14 protein-coding genes are annotated in these 14,467 nt (G+C 38.0%); all 14 read left to right on the top strand.

Translation table 11 applies throughout. From position 1 onward, the window contains the following. Positions 1-200: 200 nt before the first annotated feature. The 14 genes from ACQ4QH_RS01550 to rplI all read left to right on the top strand — a co-directional run bounded on the left by ACQ4QH_RS01550 (position 201) and on the right by rplI (position 14,348). Complete coding sequence (locus tag ACQ4QH_RS01550; protein ID WP_002828697.1) at positions 201-776, top strand: AAA family ATPase; 576 nt, start codon at positions 201-203, stop codon at positions 774-776. A gap of 6 nt (positions 777-782) precedes the next feature. Beyond that, the gene (locus tag ACQ4QH_RS01555) at positions 783-1,268 is read left to right on the top strand and encodes a hypothetical protein (protein ID WP_439819039.1); all 486 of its coding nucleotides are present in this window, start codon (positions 783-785) and stop codon (positions 1,266-1,268) included. Then, positions 1,268-2,065 (top strand): DUF6681 family protein, encoded by a 798-nt coding sequence (locus ACQ4QH_RS01560; RefSeq protein WP_439819040.1) that lies wholly within the window; start codon positions 1,268-1,270, stop codon positions 2,063-2,065. The genes ACQ4QH_RS01555 and ACQ4QH_RS01560 overlap by 1 nt, the downstream gene beginning before the upstream one ends. Before the next feature lie 177 nt (positions 2,066-2,242). Then, on the top strand, positions 2,243-2,977 hold the full coding sequence (locus ACQ4QH_RS01565) for an amino acid ABC transporter ATP-binding protein (protein WP_439819041.1): 735 nt from the start codon (positions 2,243-2,245) through the stop codon (positions 2,975-2,977). 11 nt (positions 2,978-2,988) lie between these two features. Further along, positions 2,989-3,837: a transporter substrate-binding domain-containing protein gene (locus ACQ4QH_RS01570; RefSeq protein WP_439819042.1), complete on the top strand. Its 849-nt coding sequence runs from the start codon at positions 2,989-2,991 to the stop codon at positions 3,835-3,837. After that, a complete protein-coding gene (locus ACQ4QH_RS01575) occupies positions 3,834-4,487 on the top strand; it encodes an amino acid ABC transporter permease (RefSeq protein ID WP_439819043.1) in 654 nt (217 codons plus the stop codon). The genes ACQ4QH_RS01570 and ACQ4QH_RS01575 overlap by 4 nt, the downstream gene beginning before the upstream one ends. Further along, the gene (locus ACQ4QH_RS01580; protein WP_439819044.1) at positions 4,484-5,140 is read left to right on the top strand and encodes an amino acid ABC transporter permease; all 657 of its coding nucleotides are present in this window, start codon (positions 4,484-4,486) and stop codon (positions 5,138-5,140) included. The genes ACQ4QH_RS01575 and ACQ4QH_RS01580 overlap by 4 nt, the downstream gene beginning before the upstream one ends. Before the next feature lie 350 nt (positions 5,141-5,490). Then, positions 5,491-7,107 (top strand): peptide ABC transporter substrate-binding protein, encoded by a 1,617-nt coding sequence (locus ACQ4QH_RS01585; protein ID WP_439819045.1) that lies wholly within the window; start codon positions 5,491-5,493, stop codon positions 7,105-7,107. A 394-nt stretch (positions 7,108-7,501) separates the two neighbouring features. Next, complete coding sequence (locus ACQ4QH_RS01590) at positions 7,502-8,422, top strand: ABC transporter permease (RefSeq protein WP_040760973.1); 921 nt, start codon at positions 7,502-7,504, stop codon at positions 8,420-8,422. A gap of 14 nt (positions 8,423-8,436) precedes the next feature. Further along, positions 8,437-9,468 carry an ABC transporter permease gene (locus tag ACQ4QH_RS01595; protein ID WP_439819046.1) on the top strand — a complete coding sequence of 344 codons (1,032 nt, stop codon included), beginning with the start codon at positions 8,437-8,439 and terminating at the stop codon, positions 9,466-9,468. A 17-nt stretch (positions 9,469-9,485) separates the two neighbouring features. Then, positions 9,486-10,589 carry an ABC transporter ATP-binding protein gene (locus tag ACQ4QH_RS01600; protein WP_439819047.1) on the top strand — a complete coding sequence of 368 codons (1,104 nt, stop codon included), beginning with the start codon at positions 9,486-9,488 and terminating at the stop codon, positions 10,587-10,589. Then, the gene (locus ACQ4QH_RS01605; protein WP_002828686.1) at positions 10,589-11,542 is read left to right on the top strand and encodes an ABC transporter ATP-binding protein; all 954 of its coding nucleotides are present in this window, start codon (positions 10,589-10,591) and stop codon (positions 11,540-11,542) included. The genes ACQ4QH_RS01600 and ACQ4QH_RS01605 overlap by 1 nt, the downstream gene beginning before the upstream one ends. 329 nt (positions 11,543-11,871) lie before the next feature. Next, the gene (locus ACQ4QH_RS01610) at positions 11,872-13,866 is read left to right on the top strand and encodes a DHH family phosphoesterase (protein ID WP_439819048.1); all 1,995 of its coding nucleotides are present in this window, start codon (positions 11,872-11,874) and stop codon (positions 13,864-13,866) included. A gap of 29 nt (positions 13,867-13,895) precedes the next feature. Continuing rightward, positions 13,896-14,348 (top strand): 50S ribosomal protein L9, encoded by a 453-nt coding sequence (gene rplI / locus ACQ4QH_RS01615; RefSeq protein WP_439819049.1) that lies wholly within the window; start codon positions 13,896-13,898, stop codon positions 14,346-14,348. Positions 14,349-14,467: the final 119 nt, after the last annotated feature.

The raw sequence follows: 14,467 nt of genomic DNA on the forward strand, positions 1-14,467 counted from the left end.
ACAATTATGTGACAGAGGTATTAGTGATAATAAGGTGTAACACGTTTAAAAGCATGTACAATTAATGTGCATGCTTTTACTATGACGGATTAACGAAATTATAGTAATCTAAACACTGAAAAATGTTATCAAATTGTTAGGGAACCTTAAGCATCAGACAGTATACTAATAACAGTAAAAAAAGAGAGTAGAAAAGAGTTATGAATCGAAAAGTTTTCGTTCTGACAGGTAATACGGGTACAGGCAAAACAACCGTTGCCAATTATTTAAATGAGTTTTATGAAATGCCCAAGGTAATCACACATACGACACGACCACCAAGAGAAGGTGAAATCGATCAGGTTGATTATTATTTTGAGTCAGAACAGTCTTTTAAAGAAAATCATTATTTAGAAAGTGTTGCTTACGCAAATTATCGTTATGGATCTTCCTATGAAGGACTTGAACGTGCTTGGGAGAAAAGTCCACTAATTACCATTGTCCTTGATACTGCGGGTGCCAAAACATATTCTGAAAAATTAGGGGATGAGGCAGTTGTTATCTTTTTAACCGTCACAAAACCTGATGAAATTTTAGGCAGATTATCAAAACGTGGTGATAATTTAGAAGAAACTCGCCGGCGGATGGCCAGTGAGGAATATAAACGTGATGTGCAGTTACCGCAATCCTTGCAAGGAATTGCCCACGTTGTCGTTAACGATGATTGGCTAAGTACAAAAGAAGAAATTGACAATATTGTTAAGCAGGCTTTAGTTTTTGACCTGGAGGAGGAGTAGCACTATATGGCATATCGAACACCACCATTTATTACACCAGTTGCATTAGTTTCAATAATTTTGGCGCTCAGTGCTGGAAACGCAATTGTTAATGTTTCTACGCATACTTCAAACGGTGCAGCAAAATCATCATCAGTTGTATCAAGTAGTATAGTATCATCAAGTAGCATTAAGTCATCGGTCAGTTCTTCAGAAAAACCTTCAAGTCGTTCAACTGAATCAGACATGACAAGTGACGATTCAGTTGATGATACAACGGTTAGTTCAGCATCGAAGTCATCTGCAAGCAGTTCGAGTTCATCAACAGATGAGGCGTCAACTGATACAACAACAGATGGAAATACTGATAGCACAACGGGAACAGATACAAATACAAATACGGATAATACCACCGGCAATACAACCACCGATAATACAACGGGAACAGATACAAATACGGATAATACCACCGGTAATACGACTAATAATGCAACACAAGGAGGAACTAATTAATGTTAACGATATTAGATTTACTTAATCATTATCTTGGTTTCTTCAATGTGAATGCCCGTTGGAAGGGGCAGGTATATACTGTTCTAGCAAGTGTTGGTAACTTTTATATTCTTTATTTGGCTGTTCGTCACATTCAAAATGGTGCCTATTTACGAGGTGCTCTGTTAGCATTAGCATTTTTGCTAATACTATATGGTGCAATTTTGAATATCGTTTATTATTATACGAAGAAGACAATTAAGTGGGATGTTTCACCAAAGTTAGAAAAAATGTTGGGTGGCCCCCAAGCTGCCAAAACAGCGACCGATAATAAAGCAATGCCATATGTGCCAGCGAATGGTCTTTACGATAAGAAACAAGTTTTACCGGCAACTGCTCTTTCTGATAATGATATGGCTGCAGAATTAACAAAAGTAGTTGATCAATTACGGGAGGGTGGTTTGATTACTGAAAATTACGGTGGTCTTTCAGAGAAAGAACAGTTGGCCTTTTTAGCTACTGGTCAACCAGCGATCTTTGCTAATCATCCTGGGACACCATTACCTTATTTTAAACTGGAAGAAGAACGTGGTGGACTAGCCATTTATGGTGGCATGAACGAGATGTTGTCTTCACGTTTAGCACGCGTACAGACAGTTGGTCTACAACCAGTAGACTTAGCATTAAAATCATACGATTTATATATTGCGTCAGTTGTTGTGACTGGTGGTCCGGGTAAAATTCGTGGGCGTCATGCTTTAATGCCTGTGGAAAAGCCTTATAAATTGGCAGTAGAATTAGCGTATACAAAAAAATAAAAAATCAAACATAATTGAATGTTTTTAAGTGTTAACAAACCTAACAATATGTTTGACAATTAAGATAAACTAAGATTATTATTAGATTATCGACCCGTCACGAATAAAAGCGCGGCGGGTTATTTTTTTTATACTAAGATAATTTTTTAGGTAAATTATCTATAAGGAGGAACCAGTATGTCGATGATCGAATTCAAAGATGTCAATAAATTTTATGGGGATTTCCATGCGTTGACGGACATCAATCTAAAGGTAGAGGCTGGGGAAACGGTTGTTTTAATCGGGCCATCTGGTTCAGGAAAATCAACGTTGATTCGCACAATTAATGGTTTGGAACCTGTTCAGGGTGGGCAGTTGATTGTAAACGGGCAAGACTTAGCTAATCCCCAAACGGATATGAACCGTACAAGAAAAAATGTCGGTATGGTGTTCCAGCATTTTAATTTATATGCGAATAAATCTGTTTTAGAAAATATAATGCTTGCACCACGATTGGTATTACATCGTGATGAGGATGAAAATAAGAAAGTTGCAATGGAACTACTTGATCGTGTTGGGCTAGTTGATCAGGCTGAAAAGTCACCAGCAGCACTTTCAGGTGGACAACAACAACGTATTGCAATTGCGCGTTCACTTGCAATGAAGCCTAAAGCATTATTATTTGACGAACCAACTTCGGCCTTGGATCCAGAAATGATCAATGGTGTCTTGCAAATCATTCAAGATATTGTGAGTGATTCTTCAATGACAACCTTAGTTGTTACGCACGAAATGGGCTTTGCTAAGAAAGTTGCTGACCGAGTTATCTTCATGGATAAGGGACAAATTTTGGAGGATTCACCAACCAAAGAGTTCTTTGCTAATCCAAAGGAGCCACGTGCACGGGAATTCCTATCGCAAATTATTCGTTAAGGAGGCGCAACATGAAAAGTAAATTTCAAGTTGTCATGAAGTCAGTTCTTGCAGCTGCTGCAGTCACCTTGTTTGCTGGGGTAACCGAAGGCACGGTTATTCATGCAGATACTGTTAAGAATCAAACATACAATCGGATTATGAAAACCGATCGAATGAATTGGGGTGTTAAGGGCGATACCAAATTGATGGGATTGATGAACATCAAAACGGGTAAACTAGAAGGATTTGATGTTGATATGGCTAAGCAAATTACCAAGCGTATCAATCCAAAAGCCAAGGTGGAGTATACGCAAATTACATCAGGTACCCGTGTGCCAATGTTGTTGAACGGTAATATTGATGCCGTTATTGCAACGATGTCGATTACACCTGATCGTCAAAAAATTGTTGATTTTTCACAATCATATTTTAATGCCGGTCAATCAATTTTGGTTAAAAAATCAAGTAAGTATCACAATGTTAGACAATTGAATACGCCTAAAGCACGTGTGTTAGCGGTTCAAGGGTCAACATCAATTGATGAAATTAAAGACTTTGCACCAAAAGCAAAAGTTGTTGGGTTACAAGATTATGCAACAGCGTTAACTGCTTTAAAGGCTGGCCAAGGGGATGCATTGACAACTGACAATGGTATTCTATATGGTATGGCAGCTGGATCTAAAACATTGGAAGTCCGTGGTGGTACCTTTACCAAGGAACCATATGGTGTTGCCATGCAAAAGCAGAATCCAAAGTTAGTTAAAGCCGTGAATAAAGCAATTGATGACATTAAGTCAGATGGTACTTATGCTAAAATGGCTCAAAAATGGTTCGGTAATGTTAAGGGAATGAATTGGAAGGAGTTGGCTAAAGAATGATTTCATTATTTCAATCACACGCCGGTGAATTCTTTACTGGATTTGGCTGGACAATTGCTTCGTCAGTTCTAGCACTGATCGGATCACTTATTTTAGGGACAGCTTTTGCATTAATGGAAGTTATTCCGAATAAACTAGTTAATGTCATCGGGCGTATCTACATCGAAGTTGTTAGAAATATTCCGCTATTGGTTATAACAATGTTCTTTTATGTTGTTATTGCAAATGTCATTAAAATTAGTGGCTTTGCGGCAGGAACCTTTGGTTTGACATTATATACATCAGCATTTATTGCTGAAACTGTACGCGCAGGAATTAATGCTGTGCCCAAAGGTCAACTAGAAGGAGCCATGTCAAATGGTCTTTCATGGTGGCAAGGTATGCGTTACATTGTTTTGCCACAAGCATTTAAGCTGGTGATTCCACCACTTGGCAATCAGTTTATTAACTTAATTAAAAACTCATCAGTTCTAGCGTTTGTTGCGGGGCTCGATTTAATGTACCAAGCAAATCAAATTTCACAAATGACATTTGACACATTTGGTCCATTTATCATTGTTGGTATTTTCTACCTAATTTTGACAATGCCAATGAGTTATTATATGCGTTATTTGGAAACTAGACTTGAAAAGAATGGAGGTCGCGCATGAGTGAGTTCTTTTCAGCATTTTCGTGGGTAAATATGCGTTTCTTGATGATGGGACTAGGAGTAACGATTGAGGTTGCTGTTGTTTCGATTATCTTGAGTTTCATTATCGGATCAATTTTGGGTGTCATTAGATATGTTAAAATCCCTTACCTTTCACAAATTGTGGGATTTATTATTGACTTGATTCGTAATTTACCATTGCTATTAATTATCTTTTTCACCTACTTTGCTTTACCAAAGATTGGTATTCATTTTGGTGTTATCACGTCAACAATCTTCGCATTAACGATTTTCGAATCTACAATGTTGGCTGAAATTATTCGTTCAGGTATTTTGGCAGTTCCTAAGGGACAGCTAGAAGGTGCCTTATCAAATGGATTGAACTTTAAGCAAGCTTTGTGGCACATTATTTTGCCACAAGCGTATAAGAAGATGATTCCACCAATTGTTTCACAATTTGTTTCTTTGATTAAGGATACATCATTGGCAACAATTATTATGTTGCCTGAAGTGACTTACCGTGCACAAATTGTTTATGCACAAGAGCCAAGTGCAATTATTTCAATGTTCTTTGCATTGGCAGTGATTTACTTTATCTTGAATTTTATTATTTCGAAGATTGGTGATATGCTAGATCGTCGTATGACAGCATAGATTTATAGAGAGCGATACAAACTTCGTTTATGCTATAAAAATTACAGGCTTATCATTCATACAAGTTTAGCAAGAAGAGTTTAGGACATTTTTATTTGTCCCAAACTCTTTTTTTATTTAGAAAAATGAGAAAATGGTGATTATTAAAAATGAGCTGATTATGAGAGCTGATAATATCCTTTTTTATATATAAATGCTGGTTTACCAATAGTTATCGATAAAACATAAGACTTGTTGATATTGTTTTATTAAATTGAACTTAAATCAGTCATTGACTATGGTTTAAGTTTATTATATGATTATGAAAAAGTTATCACGTTATGTGAATATGAATAAGGAATGGGGAAAATATGAATAAGACATTAAAGGTCAGTGCTTTGTTGTCTGGTGCGGTGATCCTAGGGTCAACTTTCGTACCAGTGACAGCTAGTGCCGCTAAGTATAAGACAATTAATTGGACTGAAGGTGCAAATGTTGGAACAATGGATCCTTCAAAGACAACTGCAGCCATTGATTTTAACTACTTACAAGCCATTGGTGAAGGTTTGTACCGTATGGACAAGTCTGGTAAGCCACAATTAGCTGGTGCAACTTCGGTTGATAAATCAGATGATGGCTTGACTTTAACGTATCATTTGCGTGATATGAAGTGGTCTAACGGTGAGTCAGTGACAGCTAATGATTATGTCTATGGTTGGCAACGTACTAATGACCCAAAGACAGCATCACAATATGCTTATCTATATTCAGGTATTAAAAATGCCGATGCCGTTCAAAAAGGTGATAAGCCAGTCACTGACTTAGGAGTTAAGGCACTTGATGATAAGACTTTGCAAGTAACTCTTGAGCGCCCAATGCCACAACTAGAGTCAGTGTTGACCATGGCTACTTTTGAACCACAAAACAAGAAGTTTGTGGATAAAGTTGGTAAGAAGTATGGTACTGCATCTAAGTACACGATTTCTAACGGACCATTTACCATGAAGGGTTGGACAGGTTCAAAAAACAAGATTTCTTTGGTTAAGAATCCAACTTATTGGGATGCTAAGTCTGTAAAGACACCAAAGGTTACTGTTCAAACCATCAAGGACCAAAATACTGGTTACAACTTGTATAAGTCAAAGAAGGTTGATTACACTACACTATCACCTGATCAATACAAGGCTTCAAAGAATAAGAAGGACTACACTGTTATTTCACAAGCATCAACAGCGTTCATCGAATTTAATGAAAACAAGAAGCCTTTGAATAACACAAATATTCGTAAGGCTTTGTCAAAGTCAATTGATCGTCAGACAATGTCATCAAAGATTCTTGGTGGTGGTGGAACACCAGCAACTTCATTTACATCAACAAAGTTAGCTAAGGATCCAGCAACGGGTAAGGACTTTGCTAAGGTAGCTGCAGATAAGAGTGCTGTTGGTTACAACTTGAAGGAAGCCAAGAAGTTGTGGAAGCAAGGATTGAAGGAAACTGGTAAGAAGAAGGTTACTTTGCAATACTTGACTGATGATTCTGATGGCGCAAAGCGTTCAGCACAATTTATCCAATCACAAATGGAAAAGTTACCAGGATTGAAGGTTACAATTAAGACTGTGCCATTCAAGCAACGTATTTCATTATCAGATGAAAAGAAGTTTGATATGGTTAACACGATTTGGGGTGCTGATTATGCTGATCCATCAACTTTCTTAGATTTGTATACCTCTGACTCATCATTTAACAATGGTAGTTGGAAGAATACAGACTATGACAATGTTATGAAGGCTGCAAAGACAACTGATGTAAACGATGCAACAAAGCGTTATGCGGATTACGCTAAGGCTGAGAAAATTCTACAAGAAGATGCAGCAGTTGCACCAGTTTACTATCAAGCAAAGCCATCACTATTGAATACAAAGGTTAAGGGTGTTGTTTCAAATACTGTTGGAGCACCATTCGATTGGAAGTGGGCATACAAGAAGTAATTTGATTGTTTGATCAAATGAACCGATGCTGAAAAATAGAGGGGGTGTGGCAAATGGGTGTTTGTCATGCTCTCTCATTTTTTTATAGCCAAATTTGTGAAAAAATAACTAAAAAAAGAAAAGTTTTCATTTTATGGTGATTACTTACGAATGCGCTTTAAATACCAGTAAAAAGTATACTTTCACCGTTAGTTATTTGAAATGTAAGCATTTACAATTTTTTCATAAGATTAAATATTTATGTGAGGTTTTATAACAAACTCTTTAACATTTGTGAAACCTCTGGTAAAATTAAAAACATCTAATTAATAGCTATGAGATATGAGAGTATGGTTATTTACGAAATGACTTTCTAGCATATTATGAGTAGAACTAAAATAGGGAAGGCATGGCCATGTTCAAATATATTATTAAACGGTTAGCAATTATTGTGTTAACTTTGGTCTTGATTATTTCAGCAACATTTTTCTTAATGAAGCTGATGCCAGGATCACCATTGGCAAACGCAGAACGTTTGTCTGCTAGTCAGCAAAAAATGATTGAGGCCCAATATGGATTGGATAAGCCTGTTATCGTGCAATATGTGACATATCTATGGGATGCATTGCACTTTGATTTTGGTGTTTCATTCCAATTTGCGAACCAAGAAGTATCAACTTTGGTAGCACAACGCCTTGGTCCATCTGCACAACTTGGAATTCAAGCATTGATTTTCGGATTGATAGCAGGTACTGGTTTAGGAGCTGCCGCTGCAGTTCGTCGTAATACAAAGACTGATACATTCTTATCAATCTTAGCAGTGTTGGGTATTTCAATCCCTTCATTCGTATTTGCGGCTTTGTTACAGTACTGGGTTGGATTGAAGTTGGGTTGGTTGCCAATCGCTGGTTGGAAGGGCTTTGCAGCAACAGTCTTACCAACAATCGCCTTGGGAATGAGTCCACTTGCTACGTCAGCACGATTTATTCGTACTGAAATGGTTGATGTGCTTGGCTCTGATTATATTGAGTTAGCCCGAGCAAAAGGATTGTCAAAGAATGAAATTATTTGGAAGCACGCATTACGTAATTCTTTGATTCCATTGGTAACGTTAATCGGGCCAATGGCGGTCAACTTGCTAACTGGATCGATTGTTGTTGAGAATATTTTCTCTATCCCTGGAATTGGTAGTCAGTTCGTTGATTCAATTTTGACTAATGATTACCAAATTATCATGGGAACGACAATTGTCTATTCAATGATGTTGATGGTTGTGTTATTACTAACTGATATCCTATACGGTATCATTGATCCACGAATTCGTTTGGCTAAATAAGGAAGGAGTAGCTAATGTCTGAAAAAGTAAATTTAACAGCAGATGATTTTCAATTGCTTCCCGCAGATCGTCAAACTGATAGTGAAAAAATTTTAAAGCCCTCAGTTAGTTTTTTGAAAGATGCTTGGCGTCGTTTGAAGAAAAATAAGGGTGCCTTCATCTCACTTTGGGTGTTGGTCTTTGTTTTTATCGTTGCTTTTGGTTCAACGCCAATTGCTAATTCAAAAGTAACTGCACAACAAGATGTGACTGTTCAAAACTTACCAGCCCGTTTGCCAGGTGTGTTAGGTGATATTCCTGGCTTTACTGGAGAAGGTAAGTTAGACGGCACAAAGGTTGACCAATATAAGTCATCTGGTGTGTCTGATAAGAAGAATTTCTGGTTTGGAACTGACCAATTTGGTCGTGACATTTTTAAACGTGTTTTGTATGGTACACGTATTTCATTGGAAGTTGCATTAATCGCGACATTAATGGACTTAGTCTTTGGTGTGACTTACGGTATCATTTCTGGATGGCGTGGCGGTAAGACTGATATTGTCATGCAACGTATTATTGAAATCGTTTCTTCGATTCCTAACTTGGTTGTGTTTGTGCTTTTGATTTTGATAATGAAGCCAGGTATGTTGTCTATTTCATTAGGAATTGCCTTAACATCATGGACATCAATGGCACGATTGGTCAGAGCGCAGGTTTTGACAGCTAAGGAACAAGATTATATTCTGGCTGCCCGAACATTAGGTTCTTCAACATGGCGCATTGGTTTGCGACACTTGGTACCAAACCTTAGTTCAACGATTATTGTGCAATTGATGTTCACGATTCCATCAGCAATCTTCTTTGAGGCTTTGCTTTCATTTATTGGACTAGGAATTCCAGTTCCAATGGCTTCATTAGGTACGTTGTTAAACGATGGACAAAAAGCAATGCAATTCTACCCATATCAGTTAGTTATTCCAGCTGTTATTTTGGGTATCATTATGATTGCGTTTAACTTATTAGGTGATGGATTACGTGATGCGTTTGATCCACGTACAAAGGATTAATGGAAGTGAGTGAAAATATGGCAGAGAAAATTCTTGAGGTTGATGACCTTAAAATTAATTTCAATACTTATAATGGAAGTGTTCAAGCCATTCGCGACGTTTCATTTGATTTGTACAAAGGTGAAACGTTAGCGATTGTGGGGGAGTCTGGTTCTGGGAAATCAGTAACGACTCGTTCTCTAATGGGCTTGTTAGCTAAAAACGCACGTGTTGAAAAAGGTTCAATTACGTTTAAGGGTGAAGAAATTCTTGGTAAATCCGAAACACAAATGCAAAAAATTCGTGGTTCAGAGATTGCAATGATTTTCCAAGATCCGATGACGTCTTTGGATCCAACAATGAAAATTGGTCAACAAATTGCAGAGCCTTTAATTAAGCACCAGCACTACAGCAAGAAAAAAGCTTGGGCAAAGGCCTTGGAAATGATGAAGATGGTCGGTATTCCAAATGCTGAGGCACACATTAATGATTATCCACACCAGTTTTCTGGTGGTATGCGTCAACGAATTGTGATTGCGATTGCCTTGATTGATAATCCAGAGATTTTGATTGCTGACGAACCAACAACTGCGTTGGACGTAACGATTCAAGCACAAATTTTGCACTTGATGAAAAACATCCAAGAGCAATCAGATACCTCAATCATTTTTATTACCCACGATTTAGGGGTAGTTGCTGGTATGGCTGATCGTGTTGCCGTTATGTATGCTGGTGAAATAATCGAAATTGGTAAAGTTGATGAGGTGTTTAACTTCCCACAACATCCATATACTTGGGGCTTGTTGAATTCAATGCCAACAACTAAAACAGAACGTGGTAAGTTAGAGGCTATTCCTGGTACACCACCAGATTTGTTGAATCCTCCTGTAGGTGATGCTTTTGCTGCACGTAATCGTTATGCAATTGCCGCTGATGAAAAGGTGAAGCCACCATTCTTTAAATTATCAGAGACGCATTATGCAGCAACATGGCTATTAGATGAACGTGCACCTGAAGTAGAACCACCGCTTGAAGTTCAAAAGCGGTGGGCACGTTTCCAAGCTGAACATCCAGAAGCAGATCGTTCAAAGGCTGTTCCGGTTGACAATACTGCTGTTCTTGGAAATGGAGGTGGCAAGTAATGGCCGATGAACGTAAGAAATTAGTTGAGATCCAAGGATTAGATATTACCTTTAATGAAGGGAAGTCTAATGAAACCAAGGCCGTACAAAATGCTTCATTCGACATTTATGAAGGTGAAACATTTGGACTTGTTGGTGAATCAGGTTCAGGTAAAACGACGATTGGTCGTGCGATTATGAAGTTGTACGAGCCAACAAACGGTAAAATTTTATTTGAAGGTGAAGACTTAGCCAAGTTAAAGAGACGTGGTAAGTTAAGCAAGTTCCGTCAGGCTGTCCAAATGATTTTTCAAGATCCGCAAGCATCACTTGACTTACGTATGAAAGTTAAGGATATTGTTGCTGAAGGAATTGATGTTAATCATTTGGCAAAAAATGATGCTGATCGTTCAAAACAAGTTGAAGACTTGTTAGAAATTGTTGGCTTGAATCGTGATCACTCTAGTCGTTACCCTCATGAGTTTTCTGGAGGACAACGTCAACGTATTGGGATTGCTCGTGCATTAGCAGTGCAACCTAAGTTCATTATTGCTGATGAACCTATTTCAGCGTTAGACGTTTCTATTCAAGCCCAAGTCGTTAATTTGTTAAAGGACTTGCAAGTAAAACAAGGTTTGACTTATTTGTTCATTGCACACGATTTGTCAATGGTGAAGTATATTTCTGATCGTATTGGCGTAATGCATTGGGGAAAGATGGTTGAAATTGGGACGGCTGATGAAGTTTATAATCATCCATTGCATGATTACACGCGTTCATTATTAAGCTCAATTCCAGTACCGGATCCAAGTGTTGAAGAACAACGTGTACCAATTGTCTATGATCCAACTGATGAATTAGATGGTCGTGACCGTCAAATGGTTGAAATTGCACCACAACATTTTGTTTGGGCTGGTGAAGATGAAATTGCTAAGTACCAAGAGCGTGCTCGTGAATTTGGTTTAATTGATTAGAAATATAGAGAGCGACACAAAAAGTCGTTTTGAAGCTGATGTAACGTGGTTTGCGCAATTTTTTGTCCGTAGCAAAGCGAAGTACAGCGATTACGTAAATTGCGTTACATTGAGAATTCAGACTTTTGGCACGCGTTTACGCTATCAAAAATTACAGGCTTATAATTCATATGATTTTAGCAAACCGAGGATAGAACATTTTCTTTTGTTCCATCCTCGGTTTTTTATAGGCAAAATTAAGATTGGTAGTTTGGGGGCAATTTTATGGATATGTTGGTTTATGTTATAATAATATGATACAAACAAAAAGAATAGGCTAGGTGAGACGGGTGAAAAAAATTACGGCGTTACCGACATTCTTTAGAAATCAACGCCTTAGTGGCATGGCAGCCTTGGTATCATTTATTGCAATTGTTGGGGCAGTTTTGGCCTGGCTAGTTAATTGGGTTGTAGGTATTATTTGGCTGGTATTAGTCGTTATTGCATTGATTGTTATTTTCAGGACACTTCAAGATTTAAGTGAACAAACAACGCATTATATTGAAAATTTATCGTATCGTATTAATCGTGGTGAGCAAGAATCGATTATTCAAATGCCCTTAGGTGTCATCCTTTGTACAGCCGAAGGTGACATTGAGTGGGTCAACCCATATATTCAACAATTACTGGGTAATGAGACGATTGTTGGTAGTGATTTACAACATGTTTCTGAACAATTAGCTGAAATTGTGACATTATGGCCAAATGAAGAAAAACGTGTCACTGAGCTTGAATGGCTAGGCCATGTTTTTCAGTTGCAGGTTCAGCCAGAGTTGAATGCAGTTTACTTAATGGATCGAACTGCTGCAGCTAAGGTAACTGCAGATTTTGAAAATCATAAATTGTTTTTAGGAATTGTTTCATTAGATAATTACGACGAAGTGACTGAAGGTATGAGTGATGCTGAAGCATCAACCTTGCGAACTTATGTTACCAAAACATTATCTGACTGGATGGCAGATCATGAAATCTATGCACGTCGCTTATCAGTGGACCGATATTTATTAATTGGTTATCGTGCAGCCTTGAAGAAAGCTGAAAATGATAAGTTCAATTTATTAAAAACGATTCGTGAATCAACCTCTGTTCAAAATGCGCAAATCACATTGAGTATTGGAATTGCTTATAATGAAATGGCTATTGATACATTAGCCGAAAATGCCCAAGCTAATTTAGACTTAGCATTAGGACGTGGTGGTGACCAAGTAGTTGTTAAGTCATCGACTGGTTCAGCCAGATTCTATGGTGGTAATACGAATCCTATGGCTAAGAGAACTCGTGTGCGTGCGCGCGTTATTTCACAAGCATTAGCTGATTTATTTGATCAGGCCGATCAGGTTTTTGTTATGGGGCATAAACGTCCAGATATGGATTCATTTGGTGGTGCTTTAGGTGTACGTAGATTAGCAGAAATGTTGGGAAAACCAGCATGGGTGGTTTACGAGGAAACGGGGCAAGAACATTCTGACATTCATCTATTATTGGAACAAATGTCTGAAGATGTTTCAGATGAACATGCACTGTTAACACCGAATGAAGTCTTAGCACAAATGACGGATCAAAGTTTGTTGGTTATAGTTGATCACTCTAAGCCATCGTTATCTGAGTCGCAAGACGTCTATGAAGCATTAAAGAATCGTGTTGTGATTATTGATCATCACAGAAGAGGTGAAGAGTTCCCAGAAGAGCCACAGCTGGTTTATGTTGAATCTTATGCATCTTCAACTTCTGAGTTAGTTACGGAATTGTTTGAATATCAACCAAGACGAGCGCAAGGATTAAGGCGTTTGGAAGCTACAGCAATGTTGGCGGGTATTCAAATTGATACGAAGTCATTCACTTTGCGTTCTGGTACGCGTACGTTTGATGCAGCCAGTTATCTGCGTGCAGTCGGTGCGGACGGTAATTTGTTGCAGGACTTTATGAAAGAAACGGTTGATTCATACCGTAATCGTGCGCATCTTATCGAACGTGCCCAGATTCATGATTCTGTGGCGATTGCAGTCGGTGAAGATGATGTGCAATACGATTCGGTTGTTGCAGCACAAGCCTCTGACTCATTATTGCAGATGATTGGTGTGACATCATCTTATGTTATTACTAGGCGTGATAATGATACTGTAGCTGTCTCAGCTCGATCAACAGGTATCGTTAGTGTGCAACTAATAATGGAAGCAATGGGTGGTGGTGGCCATCTAAGTAACGCTGCAACTCAGGTTAAAGATACATCAACAGAGGCAGTTTATGAGACATTGTTAGCTGAGCTTAATAAAGATAGTGATTAAAAATTTTGGTAAGAAGAGGGTATGAAACAATGAAGGTTATTTTCTTAGAAGATGTTAAAGGTCGCGGAAAGAAAGGCGAAGTAAAAGATGTTCCTGATGGTTATGCTAATAATTTTTTGATTAAAAACAAAAAGGCAAAGCCAGCAACGAATGCGAATATTTCGGCCTTGCGTGGTCAAAAGAAAGCAGCTGATCGTGAAGCTGCAGAAGAAAAAGAAATGGCCATTGCATTGAAAAATAAATTGGAGGATGACAATACAGTCGTTGAACTAAAAGCCAAGGCAGGTACAGATGGTCGTTTGTTCGGCGCTATTTCATCAAAACAAGTTGTTGCAGGATTACTTGACCAATTTAATATTAAGATTGATAAACGTAAAATGGATATGAAAGAGCCTATTCGAGCATTAGGTTATCGAAATGTGAAAGTTAAGCTTCACCGTGATGTTGAGGCAACTATTCGTGTCCACACAGAAGAGCAATAAATAAGTATTGAATGAGCTCTTACTATATCAATAATTAGGCGATTCTGGCTTGCAAAAATGCAAAAAGCTAGAATCGCCTAATTATCGTTATATTCGAATTCAAATCATCTTTTGTCTAA

The organism is Weissella paramesenteroides (assembly GCF_051903945.1).
GTDB lineage: Bacteria > Bacillota > Bacilli > Lactobacillales > Lactobacillaceae > Weissella > Weissella paramesenteroides_A.

Bases quoted from the DNA above. Each gene is read 5' to 3' on its own strand.
- ACQ4QH_RS01550 (WP_002828697.1), top strand. From the start codon at position 201: ATGAATCGAAAAGTTTTCGTTCTGACAGGTAATACGGGTACAGGCAAA.
- ACQ4QH_RS01555 (WP_439819039.1), top strand. From the start codon at position 783: ATGGCATATCGAACACCACCATTTATTACACCAGTTGCATTAGTTTCA.
- ACQ4QH_RS01560 (WP_439819040.1), top strand. From the start codon at position 1,268: ATGTTAACGATATTAGATTTACTTAATCATTATCTTGGTTTCTTCAAT.
- ACQ4QH_RS01565 (WP_439819041.1), top strand. From the start codon at position 2,243: ATGTCGATGATCGAATTCAAAGATGTCAATAAATTTTATGGGGATTTC.
- ACQ4QH_RS01570 (WP_439819042.1), top strand. From the start codon at position 2,989: ATGAAAAGTAAATTTCAAGTTGTCATGAAGTCAGTTCTTGCAGCTGCT.
- ACQ4QH_RS01575 (WP_439819043.1), top strand. From the start codon at position 3,834: ATGATTTCATTATTTCAATCACACGCCGGTGAATTCTTTACTGGATTT.
- ACQ4QH_RS01580 (WP_439819044.1), top strand. From the start codon at position 4,484: ATGAGTGAGTTCTTTTCAGCATTTTCGTGGGTAAATATGCGTTTCTTG.
- ACQ4QH_RS01585 (WP_439819045.1), top strand. From the start codon at position 5,491: ATGAATAAGACATTAAAGGTCAGTGCTTTGTTGTCTGGTGCGGTGATC.
- ACQ4QH_RS01590 (WP_040760973.1), top strand. From the start codon at position 7,502: ATGTTCAAATATATTATTAAACGGTTAGCAATTATTGTGTTAACTTTG.
- ACQ4QH_RS01595 (WP_439819046.1), top strand. From the start codon at position 8,437: ATGTCTGAAAAAGTAAATTTAACAGCAGATGATTTTCAATTGCTTCCC.
- ACQ4QH_RS01600 (WP_439819047.1), top strand. From the start codon at position 9,486: ATGGCAGAGAAAATTCTTGAGGTTGATGACCTTAAAATTAATTTCAAT.
- ACQ4QH_RS01605 (WP_002828686.1), top strand. From the start codon at position 10,589: ATGGCCGATGAACGTAAGAAATTAGTTGAGATCCAAGGATTAGATATT.
- rplI (WP_439819049.1), top strand. From the start codon at position 13,896: ATGAAGGTTATTTTCTTAGAAGATGTTAAAGGTCGCGGAAAGAAAGGC.